This is a genomic window from Tautonia sociabilis (assembly GCF_003977685.1).
Taxonomy (GTDB): domain Bacteria; phylum Planctomycetota; class Planctomycetia; order Isosphaerales; family Isosphaeraceae; genus Tautonia; species Tautonia sociabilis.
This window is the reverse complement of sequence record NZ_RYZH01000011.1, coordinates 37,981-59,473: the sequence shown is the minus strand read 5'-3', so window position 1 is coordinate 59,473 and position 21,493 is coordinate 37,981. Positions and strand designations below refer to the sequence as shown.

Annotated in this window: 9 protein-coding genes; 4 read left to right on the top strand and 5 right to left on the bottom strand. The window is 67.8% G+C overall.

What is annotated here, in order from left to right:
* The first annotated feature begins 7 nt into the window (after positions 1-7).
* On the top strand, positions 8-1,936 hold the full coding sequence (locus TsocGM_RS07525) for an adenylate/guanylate cyclase domain-containing protein (protein WP_126724691.1): 1,929 nt from the start codon (positions 8-10) through the stop codon (positions 1,934-1,936).
* 44 nt (positions 1,937-1,980) lie between these two features.
* Positions 1,981-5,850, top strand: coding sequence for a protein kinase domain-containing protein (locus TsocGM_RS07520; protein WP_126724690.1), 3,870 nt, complete (start codon positions 1,981-1,983; stop codon positions 5,848-5,850).
* Positions 5,851-5,922: 72 nt separating this feature from the next.
* Here the strand turns inward: TsocGM_RS07520 and TsocGM_RS07515 are convergent, their stop codons facing one another.
* The 3 genes from TsocGM_RS07515 to TsocGM_RS07505 form a co-directional block, all read right to left on the bottom strand.
* The gene (locus TsocGM_RS07515; protein WP_126724689.1) at positions 5,923-7,542 is read right to left on the bottom strand and encodes a hypothetical protein; all 1,620 of its coding nucleotides are present in this window, start codon (positions 7,540-7,542) and stop codon (positions 5,923-5,925) included.
* Positions 7,543-7,684: 142 nt separating this feature from the next.
* Entirely contained in the window at positions 7,685-8,371 is a 687-nt protein-coding gene (locus tag TsocGM_RS07510) for a hypothetical protein (protein ID WP_126724688.1), read from the bottom strand.
* A gap of 140 nt (positions 8,372-8,511) precedes the next feature.
* The gene (locus tag TsocGM_RS07505) at positions 8,512-10,956 is read right to left on the bottom strand and encodes a heme-binding protein (RefSeq protein ID WP_199756713.1); all 2,445 of its coding nucleotides are present in this window, start codon (positions 10,954-10,956) and stop codon (positions 8,512-8,514) included.
* Positions 10,957-11,600: 644 nt separating this feature from the next.
* Between TsocGM_RS07505 and TsocGM_RS07500 the strand changes: the two genes are divergently transcribed.
* Together TsocGM_RS07500 and TsocGM_RS07495 are read left to right on the top strand one after the other, a co-directional pair.
* Positions 11,601-13,619, top strand: a complete 2,019-nt coding sequence (locus TsocGM_RS07500) for a hypothetical protein (RefSeq protein WP_126724686.1) — start codon at positions 11,601-11,603, stop codon at positions 13,617-13,619.
* Positions 13,620-13,805: 186 nt separating this feature from the next.
* Positions 13,806-17,813, top strand: coding sequence for a hypothetical protein (locus TsocGM_RS07495; RefSeq protein WP_199756712.1), 4,008 nt, complete (start codon positions 13,806-13,808; stop codon positions 17,811-17,813).
* 103 nt (positions 17,814-17,916) lie between these two features.
* Here TsocGM_RS07495 and TsocGM_RS07490 read toward each other — a convergent pair whose 3' ends face one another.
* Both TsocGM_RS07490 and TsocGM_RS07485 read right to left on the bottom strand, forming a co-directional pair.
* Positions 17,917-19,773 carry a multiheme c-type cytochrome gene (locus tag TsocGM_RS07490; RefSeq protein WP_126724684.1) on the bottom strand — a complete coding sequence of 619 codons (1,857 nt, stop codon included), beginning with the start codon at positions 19,771-19,773 and terminating at the stop codon, positions 17,917-17,919.
* Positions 19,774-19,777: 4 nt separating this feature from the next.
* Entirely contained in the window at positions 19,778-21,301 is a 1,524-nt protein-coding gene (locus TsocGM_RS07485; RefSeq protein WP_158633417.1) for a multiheme c-type cytochrome, read from the bottom strand.
* Positions 21,302-21,493: the final 192 nt, after the last annotated feature.

Below are 21,493 nucleotides of genomic sequence, written 5' to 3'. Positions count from 1 at the left end.
CTCCGCGATGACCGTCAACGATTCGCTGCAGTACAAGGTGTTCGACCGCCAGCAGATCGTCTATGAGGGGGAATTCCCCGGCCCCGTCCTCCTCGGCCGGCAAAATGACCTACGGGCGAACGAGTCGGAGGAGGTCTTCCGCCCCCGCCGCCTGGACGCGAACCGATGGCGGCTGGTGATTGCCCGCTACGATGAGAACAACGTGTCGCGTGAGCATGCCCTGGTTGAGCCGCTGCCGGGCAATCGCGTTCGGATCTCGAATTATAGCACCAAGTTGATGATTCCGATCCAGCTCCCCTTCGAGGTCCTGCTCCCTCGCTGGGACCGCCGGGAGCAGGAACGCCCGCCGTCTCAGGAAGTGGAGCTGCCCTGTATCTTCCACCTCGGCCCGAAGACTGTCCGCGTGCAGCCCGACCCCGGGATCAACGACGGACCGCTCCAGTCGCTCTCCGAGGTGACCCGTCCCCCCGGCCCGTTCCAGGGGGTCAATGCCGATCGGATCAAGCGTCTGCGGGAGCCTGCGGTCCAACTGCAGGACGAGGCCCTCGACCCCGAGACGCTCGTCCGCTGGCTCCAGTCCACCATCGGCGTGCTCCAGGACGCGGCCAACGCCTCGGACTTCTTCCTCAAGGCCGCGCAGGCGATGGTCGACAATATTGGCCTCGATACCGGCTGGGTCCTCACCTGGGAGGAGCCGAACCAGGAGTGGATCGAGCGGGCCTGCCACTATGGCGGCCAGGTCGGCGACGAGTCGGACCGCCGACCGAGCAACAAGTTTCTCAACCGGGTCCGGGAGCTGAAGAAGACAAGTTGGACCGCACCGGACCAGAACCTGACCGACTCCAACCGCAGTCTGCTTCCGGTCAAGGCGGCGGTGGCCGCGCCGATCCTCGACCGCTCCGGGCAGGTCATCGGCGCGCTGTACGGCGACCGCCGCCAGGGGGCCCGGGGCGAGGCCCAGTTCTCCAAGGTGGAAGCCCTGCTCGTCGAGTTGCTGGCCGGCGGCGTCGCCACCGGCCTGGCCCGGCTGGAGCAGGAGCGAAACTACGCCAATGCCGTCAACCAGATCGAGCTGATCCTCGGCCCCCAACTGGCCGACTGGGTCCGCGAGAACCCCGACATGGCCCTTGGCCGAGAGGCCGAGATCACCGTCCTCTTCGCCGACATCCGCAACTTCAGCAAGATCAGCCGGTTCCTCGGCCACAAGGCGACGTTCGACTGGATCAACGACGTCATGCAACAGCTCTCCGAGTGCGTCACCCGGCACCAGGGGGTGATCGTCGACTACATCGGAGACGCCCTCATGGCGATGTGGGGCGCCCCCCAGCCCGACCCCGACCACGCCAACCGCGCCTGCCTGGCGGCGATCGACATGCTGGCCACCGTGCCCACCATCAACAAGTCCTGGATGCAGCTTCCCGAGCGGATGGGGCTGGGGATCGGCATTAACACCGGCATGGCCTCGATCGGCAACACGGGCTCGCACCACCGGATCAAGTACGGGCCGCTTGGCACGACAGTCAACCTCGCCAGCCGGGTCGAGGGGGCGACGAAGTACCTGAAGTCGTACCTCATGGTCACCGAGATGACCCACCGACTGCTCGATCCGAAAATCCTGTCACGGCGGCTTTGCTCCGTCCGTGTTGTCAATATCGACGACCCAGTCAACCTCTACGAGATCGTCGACCCCGAGCGGTTCGTCGCGCTCGATCCAGAGCGCTATCAGGGGGACTGGGCCGACCTCCAGGCCCGCTACGACCGGGCCCTGACCGCCTTCGAGGACGAGCAGTTCAATGTCGCCGCCCAGACCCTGGGGAACCTCCTGACCGATTTCCCCAAGGACGGCCCCTCGCTCGTCCTGATGAAGCGTGTCGTCAACGGCCTCATCGAGGGGCCCGACGAGGCGCATCCCGTCTGGGAGCTGCCCGGCAAGTGAGTCACGAGCCCAGGCCCCGAGGAACCTCCCGAGGAGGCAGCACGATGGCCCGTCCCCACCGCGAGGAGCCTCGGCCCCCCGACTCTCTTCGGGAGGCCCTCCGAAGCGTCGACCACGCGGCCCTCGCTCGTGCCCTCGACGCCTGGGCGCGCGACCCCTCTCGCCCGATCGCCGGATTCCTCGACGAGCAAGGAATCCGGGATCCCGACGTCCGGGCCCAGATCGACGAAGCCGTCCGGATCGTGCTCGAGCAGCACAGCGACGAGCCTCGGCCCGAGCTCTCCACCGTGGCAACGGTCGCCGGGTTCCTCTCCGTGCCTCCCCTCGATCTCGACTCCGCCCCCTCGACCGGCGGTGGAAGCGCCGGATTCGAGACGATCGCCGACTTCGACCCGCCCCCCTCCGCGACTGCCCCCGCCGGCTCACTCTCCGAGGAAGACGAGGAGGACGAGGAAGACGAGGAGGACGATCCCAACGCGACCCGGATCGGGCCGATCGCCTATCCCAGCCTCAGGGATCTCCCTCCCGGATCGGACATCAACCCGATCCCCAGCGCCCTGGGCGCCGACTCTGCCTCGTCAGGAGCCGGCCCGGTCCCGACGCCCGATCTCTCCCCGCCCTCGTCGCTGGACCTGCCCATCAACCGCCCATCCCCCTCCTCCGGTTCCAACTTGCCTCGGTTCGATCCGATGGCGACCGCCGACGTGGACATCCACGACCCGAGGGTCGACGATGCGACCCAGGCGCCCCAGGGCCAGTCGCTCGTCCCGACCGAGGCGGACCCCTTCGCCACCGCCCAGGTCGGCGCCTCCCCGGACCCGGGGGCAACCCAGGCCGCGAGCCTCGGCCAGACCCAGGCGGGACATGGTCCCACTCCCTCGGGATCGTCCATCCTCCCCCCAACCTCCTCGAGCAGCCGCTTCCGGGTTGTCCGGCCTCACGCCAAGGGGGGCCTCGGCTCGGTGATGGTCGCCTTCGACGAGGAGCTGCGCCGCGAGGTCGCCCTCAAGGAGATCCAGGAGCGCCACGCCGACAACCCTGACAGCCGCGCCCGATTCCTCCTGGAAGCCGAGATCACCGGCGGCCTGGAGCATCCCGGCGTCGTCCCCGTCTACTCGCTGGGCAAGAACCCCGACGGCCGGCCCTATTACGCCATGCGGTTCATCCGAGGCGACAGCCTCCGCAAGGCGATCGAGCAGTTCCACGACCCCGATCTCGGCCCGAAGGATCCCGGCGAGCGCGCCCTTCAGCTCCGAGCGCTACTGCGCCGGTTCCTCGACGCCTGCAACGCGATGGAATACGCCCACAGCCGGGGAGTAATCCACCGCGACCTGAAGCCCGACAACATCATGCTCGGCCCCTACGGCGAGACCCTCATCGTCGACTGGGGACTGGCCAAGGCGCTGGACTCGGTCGAGGTCCCGTCTCGCACGCAGGAGCTCCCGCTCCGGCCCGTGACCAGCGCCGGCTCGACGCCGACACTCGACGGCTCGGCCATCGGCACCCCCGCCTTCATGAGCCCCGAGCAGGCCGAGGGGGACCTGGCCCGGATGGGCCCCGCCAGCGATGTCTACAGTCTCGGCGCCACCCTTTACCAGATCCTGGCCGGCATCCCCGCCTTCACCGACCGCAACCTGTTCCAGGTTTTGATCAAAGTTCGAAACGGCGAGTTCCCGCCTCCCAGCCAGGTGGCGTCGGGCGTCCCGAAGCCGCTGGAGGCGATCTGCCTGAAGGCGATGGCCACCAAGCCCGAGGACCGCTATCCCTCCTGCCGAGCCCTGGCCGACGACCTGGAGCACTGGCTGGCCGACGAACCCGTCTCCGTCTACCGAGAACCGTGGACCGTCCGGTTTGGCCGCTGGGCGAAGCGGCACCGGACGCTCGTCACCTCGGCGACGGTCCTGCTCGTCGCGGCGGTCGTCGGCCTCTCAACAGGCGCCGTCCTGCTGGAGCGAGAGCGGTCCCGCACCGAGCGTGCCCGCCGCGAGGCCGTCGCACAACGGACCATCGCCGAGGAAAATGCCGAACGCGCCGAACGCAATGCCACGCTCGCCCGACGCAACGCCGAACAGGCCCAGCGCAACGCCGAGCAGGCCCAGCGCAACGCCGAGCGGGCCGAGGCCGAGCGCCAGCGGGCCGACGCCGAGCGGGCGATCGCCGAGGCGAACTTCCGAATCGCCAACGACGCCGTCGACGCGCTGCTCACCGAGGTCGGAGAGATCGACCTGGCCGATGTCCCTCAGATGGAGCGAACCCGACGAGAGCTGCTCACCAAGGCTCGAGCCTTCTACGAGCAATTCCTCGAGCAGAACTCGACCCCCGAGACCAGACGGGCGGTCGGCCGGGCCCGGACCCGACTGGGCGACATCCAGGAGCTCCTCGGCGAGTATCCCCAGGCCCGTTCCTCCTATGAAGCCGCCCTGGAGATCCAGGAACGTCTGGCCGAAGAGGCTCCCGATGACCGGAGCCTGGCAGCCGACCTCGCGCGGACCCGCCACAACTGCGGGATTCTCCTGAAGCAGATGAACGACTTCGAGGGGGCGATCGCCCTCCTCGAACAGGCGAGGGACTCCCGGCGGGCGCTGGCCGCTGCCTCCCCGGACGACCTCGATGCCCAGAGCGGCCTCGCCTCGACGCTCTACCAGCTCGGCGCGGTGCTGTCCCGGCTGGTCGGCCGTCAAGGAGACGCCTTCGACCTCTACCGAGACGCGATCGCCCTCCAACGGGCAGTGGTCGACGGCCGAGGCGATCGGCAGGAAGACCGCCGCGAACTGGCCCGCTACCTCAACAATTATGCCCTGCTGCTCCAGGGCACCGACCCCGACGCCGCGGATGCCGCGTTCGACGAGGCCATCCGGTTGCAGTCGCAACTGGTCGACGAGAACTCCGAGATTCCCCATTTCTCCCGAGAACTCGCCCGGTCGCTCAACAACCGAGTCGCCCGGACCATCGGCACGGACCCCGACGCGGCCGAGGAGCCCCTCCGCAACGCCATCGCCCTGGCCGATCGCCTCACCACCGACTACCCGATGGTCCCCGAATACTGGTCGGAACTGGCCGGCTATCTGAGCAACCTCGGCCAGGTTCTCCAGGAGCGCGGCCGACGCAAGGACGACCAGGCATCGGCCGACGAGGCCGAAGGGCTGTTCTCCCGCGCCGAGCAGGCGTACCGACGATCGGAAGCGATCCGGACCGATCTGGTCGCGTCCTATCCCGATCGGCCCGAATACCGCCACCGGCTCGCCCTGATCCGCCAGAATATCGCCTCGTTCCTCCGCAAGCGGAACCTCACCCAGTCCCCGGCTTCGGGCTTGCCCGCCGAGGGACTCGCCCTGCTCGATTCGGCGATCGAGCTGCTCCGAGGACTCGTCGAGGCCTACCCCGAGGTCCCCGAGTACCGGAAGGATCTGGCCAACGCACTCGATGAACGCGGGTACTGGTCACCAGACTCGCCAGAAGCCCGGGAGGCTGAGCTCGAATCGCTCCGAGAGGCCCTTGAACTCGCGGAGGAGGCCGCTCGGGACCGCCCCAACGACGTGCTCTACTGGTCCACCGTCCAGCAATTGCGCAAGCGGGTCTGCTTCCTGGCGAGCGAATTGGACCACTACGACGAATCCTTGCGGCAGGCCATCGCCTTCGGCGAGGACGCCCGGGGTGGCGGCCTCGACCTCTACCTCGCGGCGGTCAGCACCCTCCGTGCCGCCGAGGCAAGGAGACAGCAACCCGACTCCTTCCCGGAGCGGTTCGAGTCCGAGCTGGAAACCGCCCTCGGCTTCCTCCGCCAGGCCGCGGCGGCGGGCTACCGGATCGCGAACGACGTCGGGCTCTCCCGGTTCGAAGCGTACCGCGATCGCCCCGGAGTCGCCGAGGCGATCGACACGATCAAGGGGCCCGCTCCTCGGATCGATAACTGAACCAGGAGGACCGGGAACTCCCCCCGGCGTTGGGGGAGTTCCCGTTCGGGGGGCGGCTCTGGGGAACCGCCCTCAATAGTAGACATTCAGCGAAGCGAGCACCTCCAAGTCGAACGGCCTCGGCCCGGTGACGGGGGTGACGATGGCGGCGAGGAACCGGGCTCGGCGGCCGAGATCGAACGCGGCGCCGTAGGTCAGGTTCACGAAGTCCGGGATGCCGACCGGATCGTCAATCCGGACCCCCCGGTGGTTCAACGGCGTGTTCACGTGGACCTCGAAGATCGGCGTGATGGCGGTGAGCCACCGGCCGGGCTCCTGGGCCCGGTAGAGGAAGTAGCCGAAGGCGTAGTCGTTGTAGAGGAGCGTCACGTCGTTGGTGTCGAAGGGCACCTGGATCGACAGGAATCCCTGGGCGAAGAACCTCCCGGCCGTGAAGATGCCGCCGACGAACGGCTGGATCGTTGTGCTGTTCGACGGTTGGAGGTAGTCGGCCCCGGCGAAGCGGCGGGGGCCGGTGTTCGGCGAGACTGACAGGCCGGTCGAGAGCAATCGACCCGCCTCCAGGTCACGGTAAAGCACGTACTTGGCGAAGAGCTCGAGGTTCCCCAGCGCCGTCGAGGTGCGCCCGATGTTCGGCAACGGGCTATCCCCGGTCACGGTATCCAACGGCAATCGCATGCCAAACGAGGCCATCTGGTCAAGGAAAGCCCGCTCGAAGCCAAAAACATGACGATAGATACGGATGTCAGAGATCGGCGCCCCGAACCGCTGGTTGACCGTGCCGTTCACGTCGTTGTAGAAGTTGAACTGGTAGATCAAACGGCTCCTCGGCGCCGGGCTCTGGTTCTCCGAGAGCTTGATCGCCCGGATGGTGGGCACCAGCGCCGCGGAGACGACCGGCTCGAACGGCGAGGGGGGACGAGGGGGAATCGGCGGCCTCGGCAGCGGCGGAGGAGGCTGGGGACGCCCCTGGAAGATGCGAATCCCCGAGGCCCCGAACGAGTCGCCGAAGACTTCCGGCGTGGCGAATCCCGACGAGGCGGCGAGGGCCGCGGTCGAGGCCAGGTCGGTCAGCGCCCCGGCGCCGGGGCCTCCGGAGGAGAAGGCGTCGGGCGGAATCGCCTCCGCCGCCTCTGGGATCGGGGAGAGGTCCGGGACCGCCGTCGCGGGAGGCTCCGGAGCCGTCGGAAGCTGGGGGAGCCCCTCTTCCGGAAACCCGGTCGGCGGCGAGGGAAGTTCTGGCGGGAGGATGGGCTCGGGGGCCGGCTGCTCGAGCGGAGGGGGGATCTCCCCCGATTCCAGAGGCGGCACGGGGACGACTGCTTCCGGAACGCCGGGGAGATCCGAGGGAGGCGGCAGCTCAGGGGCTCCCGGGATCTCCGACGGGGCGGGGATGCCAGGGAGCTCCCCGGGAGGCGGGACGACCAGAGGATTTCCGCCGCTGGCGGGTGCCTGGCCCACACCGTACCGGGGGAGGGCCTTGGGCGGCGGAAAATCGGTCACCACCTGAGCGACGGCCTTCCGAACGCCCGGATCGCGGGGTGGGCCGTCTTCGACGACCACTCGGGAAGCTCGGGCTGACGATCGGATCAGCGCCCCCTGGGTCCGAATCTCGGGGGGCTCGTCGGCCCCCGCCGGTCGGATCAACGCGAGGCCAAGGCCGGCGACGGTCAGGTACCGACGACTCTTCATGGCTGGGATCCCAATCCGGGAGCGGTCGGGACGACCCGACGTCCGCTCGTCCGTTCCGAGTGAGAGGACCGGGGCTCGGTCTCCGGCGTTTGGCCAAAGACCGGGCCCTCGAACGGGGGAAGACCTCGGGAGAGCCCCGGGGTCACTCAGCCTCGTGGCCGAGGAAGCGATGCAGCCGCTCTCCGTACCGGATCGCGAAGACGTTGGTGATCTCGAACGGCGGGTCGGGTTCGTATTGCCCGTCGCCATCCTGGTACAGCCTTCCCTTCGAGAACAGCAACTGGACCCGGCGCTTCAGGCCGAGGTGCTCGTAGTCCCAGCCCCAGGTCCCCTCCTGCAGGGGGTGGTTCCTCCCGCCCTTGTGAAAAAGGGACGCACCGCCTCCCACGAAGTATCCGGTGTAATGCGGCCCGTCGGATGGCACCGCCAGGTGGGAGATCTCCTTCGGAAAACCGGCTCGTTCCATCGTGTTTTGATCGATGGTATACGGGTGCTTCCGCGCGACGTAACCGTTGCCGGGAAACCGCGAGATTTCCGTCTTGTAGACCCCCGGGATGCAGTGGCCCTCCTCGTGCCCCTCGTGGTGATGGTGGTGGTGGGAATACCCGAGTCCGGAGTCGCTCTCGCTGAGCATCACCGGCAGGGGCATCTCCGGCGCGAGCGACGGCGGGGACATGATCGGCCGGGAGACGATTGGGGGAGAGTGTGTGGGCGGCCCTCCCCCGATCGTCGGTGCCGGCAGCGGTGGGAGCTGCGGATCCGACCCCCTTGCCGTCCCTCCCGCCGCGACCGCCGCCGCGAGGGCCAGCCGAACCATTCCGACTCGCATGCTGGGTCTCCTCCTCCTCCTCGGATCTCGGTCCCGGGATCCGTCCGCGGCACGGTCGGCGAGCCCGGGTCGCCGGACCGGCCTCGACGATCGAGGCCGGTCCGGCGCGCGACCGGCCCGTGGGGCGATCCCCCTCGGGGTCAGGGCAGCGGTCCGATCCCCTCCATCGCCGGGAAGTTCTGGGGGAACTGGTCCTTCTGGTTCAACGGCTGACGGTTGAACTTGATATAGGGCAGTCGGACGCCCCGGAAGAACGTCTGGTCGGCCCTCGGGACCGTGAACGGAGGCTCGTAGCCCTGGGCCCCGAAGTAGGTGACCACGTCGTCCTGGTCGACGCCGTCGCCGGAGATGCCGAACCCGCCGACCAGGTCCCGGAGACCGTCGCCGTCGACGTCCTTGTACAGCGGCGCGCTGCCGGGGAAGAAGATGACCCCGTTCTGGTTGAGGATGTTCGTCGGGTCTCGGAAGTTGGTCTGTGGGTTGAACGAGTCGAACCCGTTGACGCTCTGGAAGGCCGAGGCGGGCAGCGGGGGCCCGTCGTTCAGGGCGCTCTGCGTCGAGACCTGGCCATCGTTGAGCTTCGAGAACGGCCCCGGCGGGTAGTTGTCCTGGCCGCTCGGGAAGAACGGCAACGCGGCGAACCGGAACGTCCGGCTGGTGAACGCCGCCCCGGGAGGGACTCCGGGCAGGTGGTCGACCTCCTGGAGCTTGTCCGGGTTGGCGTAGTAGGCGACGTTCCGGGCCTTGGCCACCGCCACGTCGATCGAGAAGTAGGTGGCACCCGGCATCCGGTAGAGGCTCAGGACGTTGCCATCGAGGTCGGTGATCCCGATGACCATTCGCGCCGACTCGTCGAGCGGCAGTCGGATCGCCGACCGGGTCTGGTTCGACTGAACCACGGCCTGGGCCGTGATCCGGATCAAATCCTCCCGGGTCAGGCTGCCGTCGGCGGCATCATGCGGCTCGACGAGGAAGCCTTCGGGGACGATCCGCCCCGCGATCGTGTGCTCCTCGTCGCCGGTGCCAGGAATCCCGTCGGGACCTCGGGTCACGGGCAGGTTCACGCCATTGACCGTGCCCTGGCTGCCCTTCGCCGTGACTCCCAGCTGGGCCAACTCCCGCTGCACCGCCTTCAGGCCAGAGAGCCCGTGGCCGCCGTAGATCGGCAGCGTGATGCCGACCAGGTCGATGCGGCCCAGCGGCAGGCCGATGTTGGAGATCTTTGGCACGCCTCCCAGGTTGTTGACGATCAGAGGCCCATCCATGGGAATCTTCGTCACGTCGACGACCCCGCCGAGGGCCGCGATTGCGATCGCCTCGGCCTCCTGCGAGCGATCCGGCTTGCTCGGGTCGAAGGCCAGGCCGTTGAGGATCGAGTTTTCCTCGATCGCGTACCCCGTCTCCCCGGGGAAGAAGACGCCGATGCCGCCGATCAGGCTGGCCCGGGTCCGGATCAGTCCGTTGATCTCGGTTTTGTAGAGTCGCAGGATCGGCAGGCCGCCGGGAAGGGTCGAGATCCCCCTCGGCTGGGCCCCCGGGTAGAGGCCCGAGACGAAGCCGTAGCTGTCGGGCGGCTGGATGAACAGGTCCTGGTCCAGGATGCGCTTGGGGATCACCTCGTCAGGAATGTTGAACCGGTTGGGCAGCTCAACGTCGTCGGCCGTTCCCTTGATCCGGTCGGGGCCGGGGTGGAAGGTGGTATCCCGGTTACTGTACTCGATCTGCGCAAGGTCGACCTGCGGCGTGAAGTTCACGTTCCGGGGAAAGTGGCCGCCGACTCCGATTCGGGCCATGGTGCCCGGCCCCCGCAGCGGCGAGTTCGGGTCGGTGATGTTCGGGTCCGACTCCACCTCGCGCTGCAAGATCGTCGACTCGCTGAGCGCCTGAACGGTCCGGCTGGTAAGGGGTGCCGTGTTGTTGGCGAAGAAGGCACCGGTGCGGGCCTTGGCCAGGGCTCCGTCGATGGCGAAGGTCAGCGTTTCGGGATCGTTGCGGATGGTCGGCGAGACCCCGTCCTCGACGCGGACGCCGAGCACCCGTCCTCCCTGGTCGACGATGGCGATGATCGCGTCGTTGCTCGGCGAGGCGGCCGAGGCGCGGTCGAGCAACTGGTTCACCTCGTCGGCGGTCAGCGTCAGTGGCATGCCATTGATGTCGGTGGTCGGCGAGGGGGGAACCTGGTTGTCGAGGAACAGGCCGGAGTCGAGGTCGAGGTTCAGCCCGGGGACCGCCGCGTTGTTCTCTCCTCCGGTGTAGACGTTGAACCCCTCGTTGCCGACGAGCTTGTCGACCCCTCCGCCGCCGATCAGCACGTCGCTGCCCGAGCCGCCGAAGAGCGAGTCGTTCCCCGGGCCGCCGTCGATCGCCGCCGAGATCGTGATGTTCGCCAGCACCCGGACGGTGTCGTCCCCCTCCCCGGACTCGATGTCGATCGAGGAGAGGCCCCGGTAGGGCACCCGGGCGGCGTCCGCGCCGCCGTCTCGGACGAGGACCTCGTTGCCGACCCGGAAGACCTCGATCTGATCCGGGCCGTTGCTGCCCTGGACCTGGAGGATCCCGTCGACCACCTGGACATTGACGGCCATCAGGGTGCGCGCTTCGAGCGATTCGACGATCGGCGTCCGCCTCGGGCGCCGGGGAGCCCGGCCTCGATCACCCCACTGCCTCCTCATCGCGGAGGGACCTCGGTCCGACATGGCTGAACCCCCTTCCGTGGAGTCGAGCCGGCCCCTCCGACCGCGGGCCCGGTCCCGACCATTCGGGCTGGATTCCGAACGCCCGGCCCGCATCGCGCGGCCAGGCGGCGACCCTCGGGTCAGGTCTGGTCCCGGTTCGGTCGTCGGGAACTCGTCGTCAGCATCGGCTGAATCGCGTGTTCCGTTTCAACCAATCTTCCGGGAGGAATCGGTTGGCGGGACCTTCGCCGGTAGCTTCCGGCCTCCCGGGGAGGGGCCAAGCGCCCGAACGGAGGGGCCTCGTTCGTCCGATGCGCATCCGATGAGGGAGAAAAATCGTAATGCTCGGGCCCGCTCAACCCGATCTACCGTCTAGATCGGTCGGACCCGCACGTCTTACGCAATCGTTCCTCGCCGGGCCGCGACGACGATCGGGGAGGCTTCGACACCGATCCGAGCCATCACGGTCGCCGGGATCGAACGGCCGGCGCCGGTTCGCGTGTCCGTCGGGGGTCGGTCAGGTCGCCGTCCCGAAGTTGGGGGAGCAGAGCGAGATGTCGAAATCTTCCTCACGCCGACGACGGGCATGGGCGCTGGCCGCCGCCCTCGTGCTGGCGCAGCCGACTGGATGGTCGACCGCTCAGGAACCGATCGAATTGCCACCCTTGCCCCCCGGATTCGAACCGCCGGCGTCCCCGGCGATCCCTCCCCCCGCCGGGTCGGGATCGGTTACTCAGTTCGTCCCGGGCCTGATCCCGGGAGAGCCTCCTCCCCCCTCGACGGACGACCCCGACCTCGATCCCCGACCGAATGTGCTGGGCAGGCCCATCGAGTCGACCCCGTTCGGTCTGCTCGGGGAGGAGCCCGTCCCGCCAAGGGGGCCCGGCGTACTGAGCTGGCCGTTCTTCCCCACTCCGGGGTTCGCCGGCAAGTCGGGAGTGATCCCGTCCGAGGTGCAGGTCGTTGACGACTTCGTCCCGGTCGAGGACCGCTGGCGCATCGGCTACCCGTTCTGGGACCGCTACGATCGCGGCAATCGACTCGACGACGACTACCCCTACGACCCCGGCAACCTGCTCGACCCCTTCAACCAGAACGTGCTCAAGGGTGACTACCCGATCATCGGCCAGCACACCTTCCTCGAGATGACCGCCTCAACCATCGGCATCTACGAGTACCGCGAGCTGCCCACCGCCACCACCCCCTTCGAGAGCACCTCCCGACCGTTCGAGGAGCAGTTCTTCGGCCGCCCGAACCAGTTCTTCTTCGTCCAGAACTTCTTCCTGACGGCGAACCTCTTCCACGGCGACGCCGCCTTCAAGCCCGCCGACTGGAGGATCCAGCTCACCCCGGTCTTCAACATCAATAACCTGAACTTGATGGAGCTGGCGAACGTCAACCCGAACGTCCTGGCCGGGACGCAGCGCACCCGGACCGACTGGACGCTCCAGGAGTGGTTCGTCGAGACGAAGCTCGGCGATCTCAGCCCGTACTACGACTTCATGTCGCTGCGGGTCGGCTCCCAGCCGTTCATCTCCGACTTCCGCGGCTTCCTCTTCTTCGACATCAACTCCGGCGTCCGGCTCTTCGGCAACGCCGACTCCAACCGCACGCAATTCAACCTGGTGTACTTCCACCAGCAAGAGAAGAACATCAACAGCTTCCTCAACCAGGCGTTCAACTTCCGGAACCAGAACCTGTTCTTCGCCAATCTCTTCCGCCAGGACTTCATCGTCCCCGGCTACACCGCTCTGTTCAACGTCGCCTACAACAACGACAACGGCGGCATCGAGTTCGACCAGAACCACTTCCTCGCCCGCCCCGACCCGATCGGCATTTTCCGCCCCCACGCGGTGAACGTCGCCTACCTCGGCCTCGGCGGCGAGGGGCACTTCGGCCGGTACAACCTCAGCCACCAGTTCTACTGGGCCCTCGGCCGGGACACAAACAACCCGATCGCCAACCGCGCCCAGACGATCAACGCCCAGTTCTACGCCATCGAGGGCTCCTACGACCGCGACTGGGCCCGCTTCAAGATCTCGTTCCTGTGGCAGTCCGGCGACGCCAACCCGAATGACACTCACGCCACCGGATTCGACACCATCCTGGACAACCCCGTCTTCGCTGGCGGCCAGTTCAGCTTCTACCAGCGCCAGTTCATCCCGCTCTTCGGCGTCTTCCTGACCCAGCGGAACAGCTTCGTGAACGACCTCCGGTCGAGCAAGGTCAAGGGTCAGGCCAACTTCGTCAACCCCGGCCTGCTGCTGGGCAACCTCGGGGTGGACCTCGACCTGACCCCCAAGCTGAAGATGTTCAACAACGCGAACCTGCTCTACTTCGACCACACCGCGGTCCTCGAGCAGTACCTCTTCGACGGCCACATCCACGACTTCATTGGGGCCGACCTGAGCATCGGGTTCGAGTACCGCCCGCTGGTGAGCGAGAACATCGTCTTCCTCGCCGGTGCCGCCACGCTGATCCCGGGCCAGGGCTTCCGCGACCTCTACAACAACACCTACGATCGGGTCGACCCCTTTGTCCAGGCGTTTGGGACGCTGGTGTTGACCTACTGATCGGCTCCGACGGCGTGAGTGCCGATCCCTCCCCCACCCGGGCCGGAGGCGCCGACTCCGTCGAGCGCCGCCGGCCCGATCGGCCTTGACGGCCTCAGACGCTTCTGATTGAAAGGCGGTCATTTCTGTTGGGCGGAGGAACCGCTCTCGGAATCGATCGCCGCAGACATGGAGGTCGCCAGTCACATGACGGGACGAGACCGGAGTCGCACCGCCCGCCGATCGCCGCCGGTCGCCGGGCTGGTCGCCCTGCTCGGGGCCGCCCTGACGTCGGCCGCGGCCGCCCAGGCCCCCCCCCTCCCCCACGGGGAGCCGCCCGCCTCATACCACGGACACCCGGTCGCACACGGGCCCAGACCCGGCGGCTTCCCCTTCCCTCCCGGTTACGAGCAAGTCAACCTGCTCGGTCAGACCGACTTCGACGTGGCTCGCAAGAGCGGCACTTGCGTCACCTGCCACCAGAACGTCGGCGATCCGCACATGAAGGACACCGTCCGCCTTGGCTGCATCGACTGCCACGGCGGCGACCCCACCGCTGAGTTCAAGGAGCTCGCCCACGTCCGCCCGCGCTTCCCCGACGCCTGGCCGACCTCCGGCAACCCGGCCCGCTCCTACACCCTGCTCAACCACGAGTCCCCCGAGTTCATCCGTTTCGTCAATCCGGGCGACCTCCGCGTCGCCCACATCAGTTGCGGGACCTCCGGCTGCCACGGCGAAATCGTCAATTACGTACGCAAGAGCATGATGACTCACGGGGCCATGCTCTGGGAAGCCGCCCTCTACAACAACGGCTCCTACCCGGCCAAGCGGGCCCGCTTCGGCGAAAGCTACAGCATGCACGGCGTCCCTCAGCGCGTGCAGACCGTCCCGCCGCCGACGGAGTACGAGATGAAGGTCGAGGGGGTGCTTCCCTTCCTCGACCCCCTTCCCCGATTCGAGGTCTCCCAGCCCGGCAACGTGCTCCGCATCTTCGAGCGCGGCCGCTTGCTGCCGGCCGAGATCGGGTTCCCGGCCCCGGTCACCAACCTCGGCCTCATCAACGCCGGGGGCGATCCCCCAGGCCGACCCGTCTCCGGCCTGAGCAACCGAGGGCTCGGCACCAAGAACCGCACCGACCCGGTGCTCATCGGCCTGCAGAAGACTCGGCTGCTCGACCCGACGCTCAACTTCCTCGGCACCAACGACAAGGCCGGCGACTTCCGCTCCAGCGGCTGCACCGCCTGCCACGTCGTCTATGCGAATGACCGCTCTCCGGTCCACTCCGGCCCCTTCGCCGTCTTCGGCAACCGAGGCACCTCGGCCAGCCCCGACCCGACCATCCCCAAGAATGAGCCCGGCCACCCCATCGCCCACGAGTTCGTCTGGGCCCCGCCCACCAGCCAGTGCATGGTCTGCCATATCCACCCCGGCACGACCGTCATGAACAGCTATGTCGGCTACATGTGGTGGGACCTCGAAACCGACGGCGAGCTGCTCTACCCGGAGGAAGAGCGCGACCCAACCGCCGAGCAATTCGTCAGCGCGATGATGGTGGACCCTAATGAGGCCAGCGCCCGAGGGCTCTGGAGCGATCCCGAGTTCCTGAGCCGAGTCGCCGAGCTGAACGCCGTCGCCGAGAAGCAGCAGTTCGCCGACTTCCACGGCCACGGCTGGGTCTTCGACGCCGTCTTCAAGAAGGACCGCAAGGGCCGCCTCCTCGACGCCGACGGCGACATCGTCCCCCACGTCGACAACGCCGTCCTCCAGGCGGCGATGGCGCCCCCCAGCCGAGAGGAGCGGCAGACCGACGGCAGCAAGGCCGACCGGGACGGCGTCCCCCTCCACCTGATGGACATCCACATGGAGAAGGGGATGCACTGCGTCGATTGCCACTTCCTCGTCAGTGCCCACGGCAACGGCAAGCTCTACGGCGAGGTCCGCAACGCGATTGAGATCCAGTGCATCGACTGCCACGGCACCGCCGTCCGCTACGCCACGCTGATGACCTCCGGCCCCGCCTCCCCCGACGGCGGCCTCGACCTCAAGGCCCTTCGCACTCCGTTCGGCAAGCCTCGGTTCGAGGTCAAGGACGGCCAGCTCATCCAGAATTCCATGGTCGAGCCCGACCTCTGGTGGCGCGTCGTCCAGACCGCCGACACGACCACTCCCGGCAACCGGGACTACAACCAGAAGTCCCACCTCGCCAAGACCGTCCGCTTCGAGGGGAACAACCTCGTCTGGGGCGACCTCCCCGGCAACGACGAGGACCTCTGCCCCCACTCCAGCACCAACATGAGCTGTCAGGCCTGCCACTCCTCGTGGAACCCAAGCTGCTACGGCTGCCACCTCCCGCAGCGGGCCAACATGAAGATGCCCGAGCTGCACAACGGCGGCGATGTCTCCCGGAACTACGTCTCGTATAACTGGCAAACCCTCCGCGACGACACCTTCATGATCGCCCGAGACGGCGACGTCACCGGCAATCGCATCAACCCCTCCCGATCGTCCTGCGCCATCCACGTGACCTCGTACAACGCCCAGCGCGAGGCGATCTACATTCAGCAGCAGACCATCTCCTCCGAGGGCCTCAGCGGGATCGCCTTCAGCACCAACGTCCCGCACACCGTTCGAGGAGGACCTCCGGTCGACCCCACGACCGGCCGCGCCCTCAACCCGGCCAATTACCTTCCCGGCCGCGGTGAGACGAAGCAGTGCACCGACTGCCACGTCTCCCGAGCGGACGACAACAACGCCATCATGGCCCAGCTCTTGATGCACGGGACCAACTTCATGAACTTCCTGGGCCGATACGCCTGGGTCGCCGCCGGCGAGCACGGGTTGTTCGCCATCGAGGTGACCGAGCGCGACGAGCCCCAGGCGGTCATCGGCAGCACGATGCACGCCCTCGTCTACCCCGATCGCTACAAGGAGCACCTCGCCGAGGGCCGAGAGTTGGTCGTCGCCCACGAGCACCCGGGTAAGGACGTGGGCGAGAACCTCAGCCTGAAGTACAACAAACCCGAGGTGCTCGACCTCCAGGCCCGCGGCGAGTTCCTCTACGCCGCCTGCGGTCCGAACGGGCTCCGCGTCTTCGACATCGCGTTCATCGACAACAAGGGCTTCTCCGAGCGGATTCTCACGGCGCCGTTCTCCCCGCTCGGTCAGCGGTTCTACGTCCGCACGCGGTACGCCACCTGCGTGACCGCCCCGACCACGCTCGCCCCCGATCCCACCCGGCACCACTTCCCCGAAAACCGAGAGCCGTCGGTCCCCCTGCCGTACGCCTTCCTCTACGTCGGCGACAAGTACGAGGGAATCATCCTCGTCGGTGCCGCCTCCCTGCTCGACGGCAACCCGCTGAACAACTTCCTCAAGCGAGACCTCACCTTCAACCCCGGCGGCATCCTCTGCGGCACGAGGAAGATCACCTTCTACGGCACCTATGCCTACGTCTGCTGCGACGCCGGAATCGTCGTCGTCGACTTCGCCAACCCGCTCGACCCGAAGGTCGTCACCGTCATCGGGCCCGACGTGGTCCAGCACCCCACCGACTTCCAGGCCCAGTTCCGCTACGGCTTCGCCTGCGACGAGGACGGGTTGAAGGTCTTCGACATCACCGACCCGACCCGGCCGACCTTCGTTCACGAGGTCCCCATCCACGACGCCCACAAGGCCTTCCTCGTCCGGACCTACGCCTATGTCGCGGCCGGTGAGCAGGGCCTCGTCATCGTGGACATCGAGCGTCCCCGGGAGGCGTTCATCGACCAGGTGTACAACGCCGAGGGTGAGATCAACGACCTGCACGACGTGAAGGTCGCCATCACCTACAACAGCCTCTTCGCCTACCTCGCCGACGGCAAGAATGGCCTTCGCGTGGTCCAGCTCACCTCGCCCTACACTTCCGGCAACGACGGCTTCAGCCCCAGGCCCACGCCTCACCTTGTCGCCTCGCACAAGCTCGCCGAGGAAGGGCACGCCATCGCGATCGCCGACACGCTCGACCGCGATCGCGCCGTCGACGAGAGCGGCAACCAGCTCTCGGTCTTCGGTCGGATCGGCGCCCGGCCGCTCAACCTGGAGGAGCAGCGCCGGCTCTATCTGCGCAACGGACAGCTCTACACGGTCACCGACGACCCGCTCGACTTCGGCTCCCCCCGGCCCCGCTTCCCGGCCAACATCGCCCGGCCGGATGCGGCCGATCGGCCGAGGCGCTGAGCTTCCTCGGGAACCCGAGAACCGCTCCAATGAGACGGGGAGCCGCCGGGGCCCAACCGCCCGGCGGCTCCCCGTTGTCGTTGGGAGGCGTCCGCCTCCCCGATCACTCGGCGGCGAGGCCCATGAGAAGCTGGCCGAGCTGGACCAACTCGGCCTGGAACCGATAGGGGTCGTACTGACTGGCCCGCTCGAGCGCAATCTTGAGCCCGGCGTTGTTAATCTCCTGGAGCGGTTCCTTGAACTCCGGGGAGACGTATTTCTGCCGCACGTTGTCCGGGATCAGCTTGCCCCGAATCGTGTCGAGCAACTCGTTCGCGTCGGGTCGGGAGGCGTTCCAGTACACATCGGGATCGTCCGGGAACCCCAGAGCCAGCGGGGTCCAGGCCCCGAAGCCCGCCAGATCCGGGTCATTCGCCAGCCTCCGGATGATCTCCAGGGAGAGGGCGTCTCGATCCTCGCTCTTGGGATAACGGCCGAGATTGAGCACTTTGTCCCAGTGATCGAGGATGCCCAGGATTTGGTCGTGCCCGTCGGAGGAGTCGGCTCCCTGGTCGGCAAGGTCCCAGTAGATGACCTGGATCGCCGAGGCGATCTGGCGGGCCGTGTCGTAATCGGGGATGGCCGATTGGTTCTGTTCGCAGAGCCTTCGGATCAGTCCGGTTGCCGTCTCCTTGTCGAACTGGGCCGAGGCCAGCCGACGGGAGTGGAACGTATCCGCCCAGCGTTCCAGCTCCCGGGCCGCGTCCCGGACCTCGTCGGCCCTCCCGAAGGGCCGGGAGGCGAAGGCGTCGTACAGACGGTCGAGGCGCCGATCGAACTCGGAGCGGTCCGATTCGTCGCCGAACCGCTCGATATTCAGGTCGATCAGGGCCAAGGGGAACGACCTTGGGAGCGGCCTCCCGGGAGGGGCATGCTCATACCCCCGGCGCTGCCTCCAGCCCGGGAAGCGCAGGTCGTGGTGACAGGAGAGGCAATCGGCATGGGTCATGGCCATCTCGGGCCATCGGCTCTCGGCCAGGGAGGGCAACTGCCCGGGGTCCTCGAACCGAGGATCGTCCTTGACCGTCTCGTTCAGGTACAGCTCCGGCCAGCGGTGCAGCCGATCCGGCGATGCGGCATCCAGGTCGGCCCGATCGGCCAGCAGCCTCATCGATTCGCGGAGGGCGATCACGTTGCCGACCATCGTCAACTCGACCCCGTAGAGTTTCGCCTCCGCGATGCCGTTGGCCTGCCGGATCGGCTCCGGGGCCTGCTTCCACCAGGGGATGTCGTCCTTCGACCGCCAGTGCTGGGGGATGTTCCGGACGAACCGGGCGACATCGACGCTCGGCAGCGGCGGGTGCCCGGCGGCGTACATCGGGTGCGTGACGACTCGGCCAAGCTGGGCGTTGCCCACGTGGCACGACAGGCAGAGCTCGCTCTGGACCTCGGGATTGCGGAGGTCCCACATCCCGAGTTCCGCCTTCTGTTCCGGGGTGTTCTCCCTCCAGGTGGCGAGCACGTGAGGCGCCGCCCAGTTGCCGGAAGGACCGTGGCAAACCTCGCAGTTGACCCCGTCCTGGAAGCTGAAGCCGGCGGTGAGCTCCTGCTGATCGAAGTTCTGGGCATGGCAGCTGAGGCACCCCGACTCCGGTTGGGTGACATCAACGCCCAGCTTCTCCCCCATCTCCCTCCCCCGGGGGCCTTCGAGCACGGCGAACGCCATCGAGTGCTTGTCGACGGTTCTCCAGGTGGAGAACTCGGTCATCAGGCACCAGTCGAGCACCCCGTTCGCCTGGTTCACGGCGATGGGCTGGGCGTGGCACTGGTGGCAGTAATTCGCGCCCTGATAGCGTCCCGCGGCCGCCATCCGGGTGGCCGCCCCCGGTTCGTCCTGGGCCCGTCCGACCGCGGGAAGGACCAGCGCCGCCAGCAGCGCGACCGACGCCTTCGCGGGGACTCGAACGCCGAGAAACGCCATGGGTTCACTCCTCGATCGAAGCTCGGGGCCGGATCGCCGAACGCACGCCCTCCAGGCTCTCGACGCGGTACTCGTGAGGGCTGTTCATGCCGGGTTGGAACCGGAGCCGGTTGAGCATCGCGTCGAGGGTCTGGGCCATCGCCGGGTCCCGGCGAGCGGGGTCGAGATCCCCTTGGGCGGCGTACAGGGCGGCCATCGCCAGGTACACCTGGGCATTCCGGTCCCAGGTCGGATCCGCCGACTCGCGAAGCTGCTCGACGGCGGTGGCGATCAGCCGTTCGACCGTCTCCGAGTCGATCGGACGGTCGTCCCACTCGGCCAGCCACGCGTCAATCGTCGCCAGGGCCTCGTCCACCCGGCTGGACACCCGAGCGGGGTCGGGTAGCGGCAGGGTCATCTCGGACTCGATCGCCGACCGGATCGCCGACCAGTCCTTCCCTCGAGGAGGGAGCTCCTGGCCGATCACCTCGACCATCGGCATGGACCAGGACCCCCACGGCAGTTGTCCCGGCACGGCGGAGGCGATCCCCACGGCGAGAGGAACGCCTCCCCGGAGGTCGTGGTGGCAGGCGTAGCAGTTGTACTCGGCGAACTCGGGCCAGGGACCGGCGTGGGGGTTGGAATCCAGGGTGCCTCGCAGCGGGAGGGGCCCCGGATCGCCCGGCCGGGCTCCCGATCGCATCCCCCTGGCCTTGAGCAGCCGCAAGGCGGACTCCGCCGTGACGAGCTGCCCGACCACCCAGGCCCTCGCCTCGTAGGCCGGGTCCTCCCCCCGTTCGGCCAGGTCGTTCCAGTGCCTCGGATACTGGGCGTGGTACGACGCGAACTCGAAGTTCAGGCGGGGATGGCCGGCAGCGATCAGGTCGTGATTGACGTCCACCAGGCCGTGCTCCGGATCCTCGTACGACGAACCGACGTGGCACGGGGTGCACGACCGTGCTCGATCGGCCATCGCGTCGAGCGGCACGAAACCATAGGACGCCTTCCGCTCGGGGGAAAGCAATTTCCAGCCGTCCTGGTAGTGTGCCGAGTTCCAGAGCTCCGAGGCGCCGTGGCAGCCCTCGCAAGAGACGCCGTCGGCCTCGGCAAAGGCGGGCCCGTGCTCCGAGCCGCTGAAATTCTGATGGACGTGGCAACTCAGGCAGAGCCCGTCTCGCTCCGGGAAGGCCAGCTCGATCGAGGAAAGCCTGCGGAGGTTTTGCTCGATCCGCCTCGATTCCTCCCCCTCCAGCACCTCGAAGGCCCGAACGTGAGGGTCGAACCGCTGCCAGTACTGGTGCTCCCAGAAGCGCTTCGGCTCGAAGACGCTCAACTCGGAGGCCCCTCGGAAATTGCCTCGGTTGTGGCAGGCGTTGGCACTGCACGAGTTGGCGCCGAGGAATCGGATGGGGGTGCCGGAGGGAGTCTCGCCGCGGGCTGGCCGGGCGAGGTCGTCGGCCGCGGTCGCTCCGGGAAACCAGCCGGCGATCAGCCCGGCGCTGGCCAGCAGCGCCGGGGCGAGTGCGATCCGGGGGCGAAGAGGGGGCATGGCATCGGGTCCGGCGGTTGGGTGTTCGGCTGCGGCCCGGTCGGGACGGTCCTCGATCGGAATCATCGTCGGATCGACGGATCCGGACCCAATCGATCCCGGGGCCGATCGGCCGTTCGGATCGGGTCGCCGCGATTCTCCGGGTCGTCTCCCGGAAGCGGAATCGAACCAATGAGCCGGAGGTGGGGGACG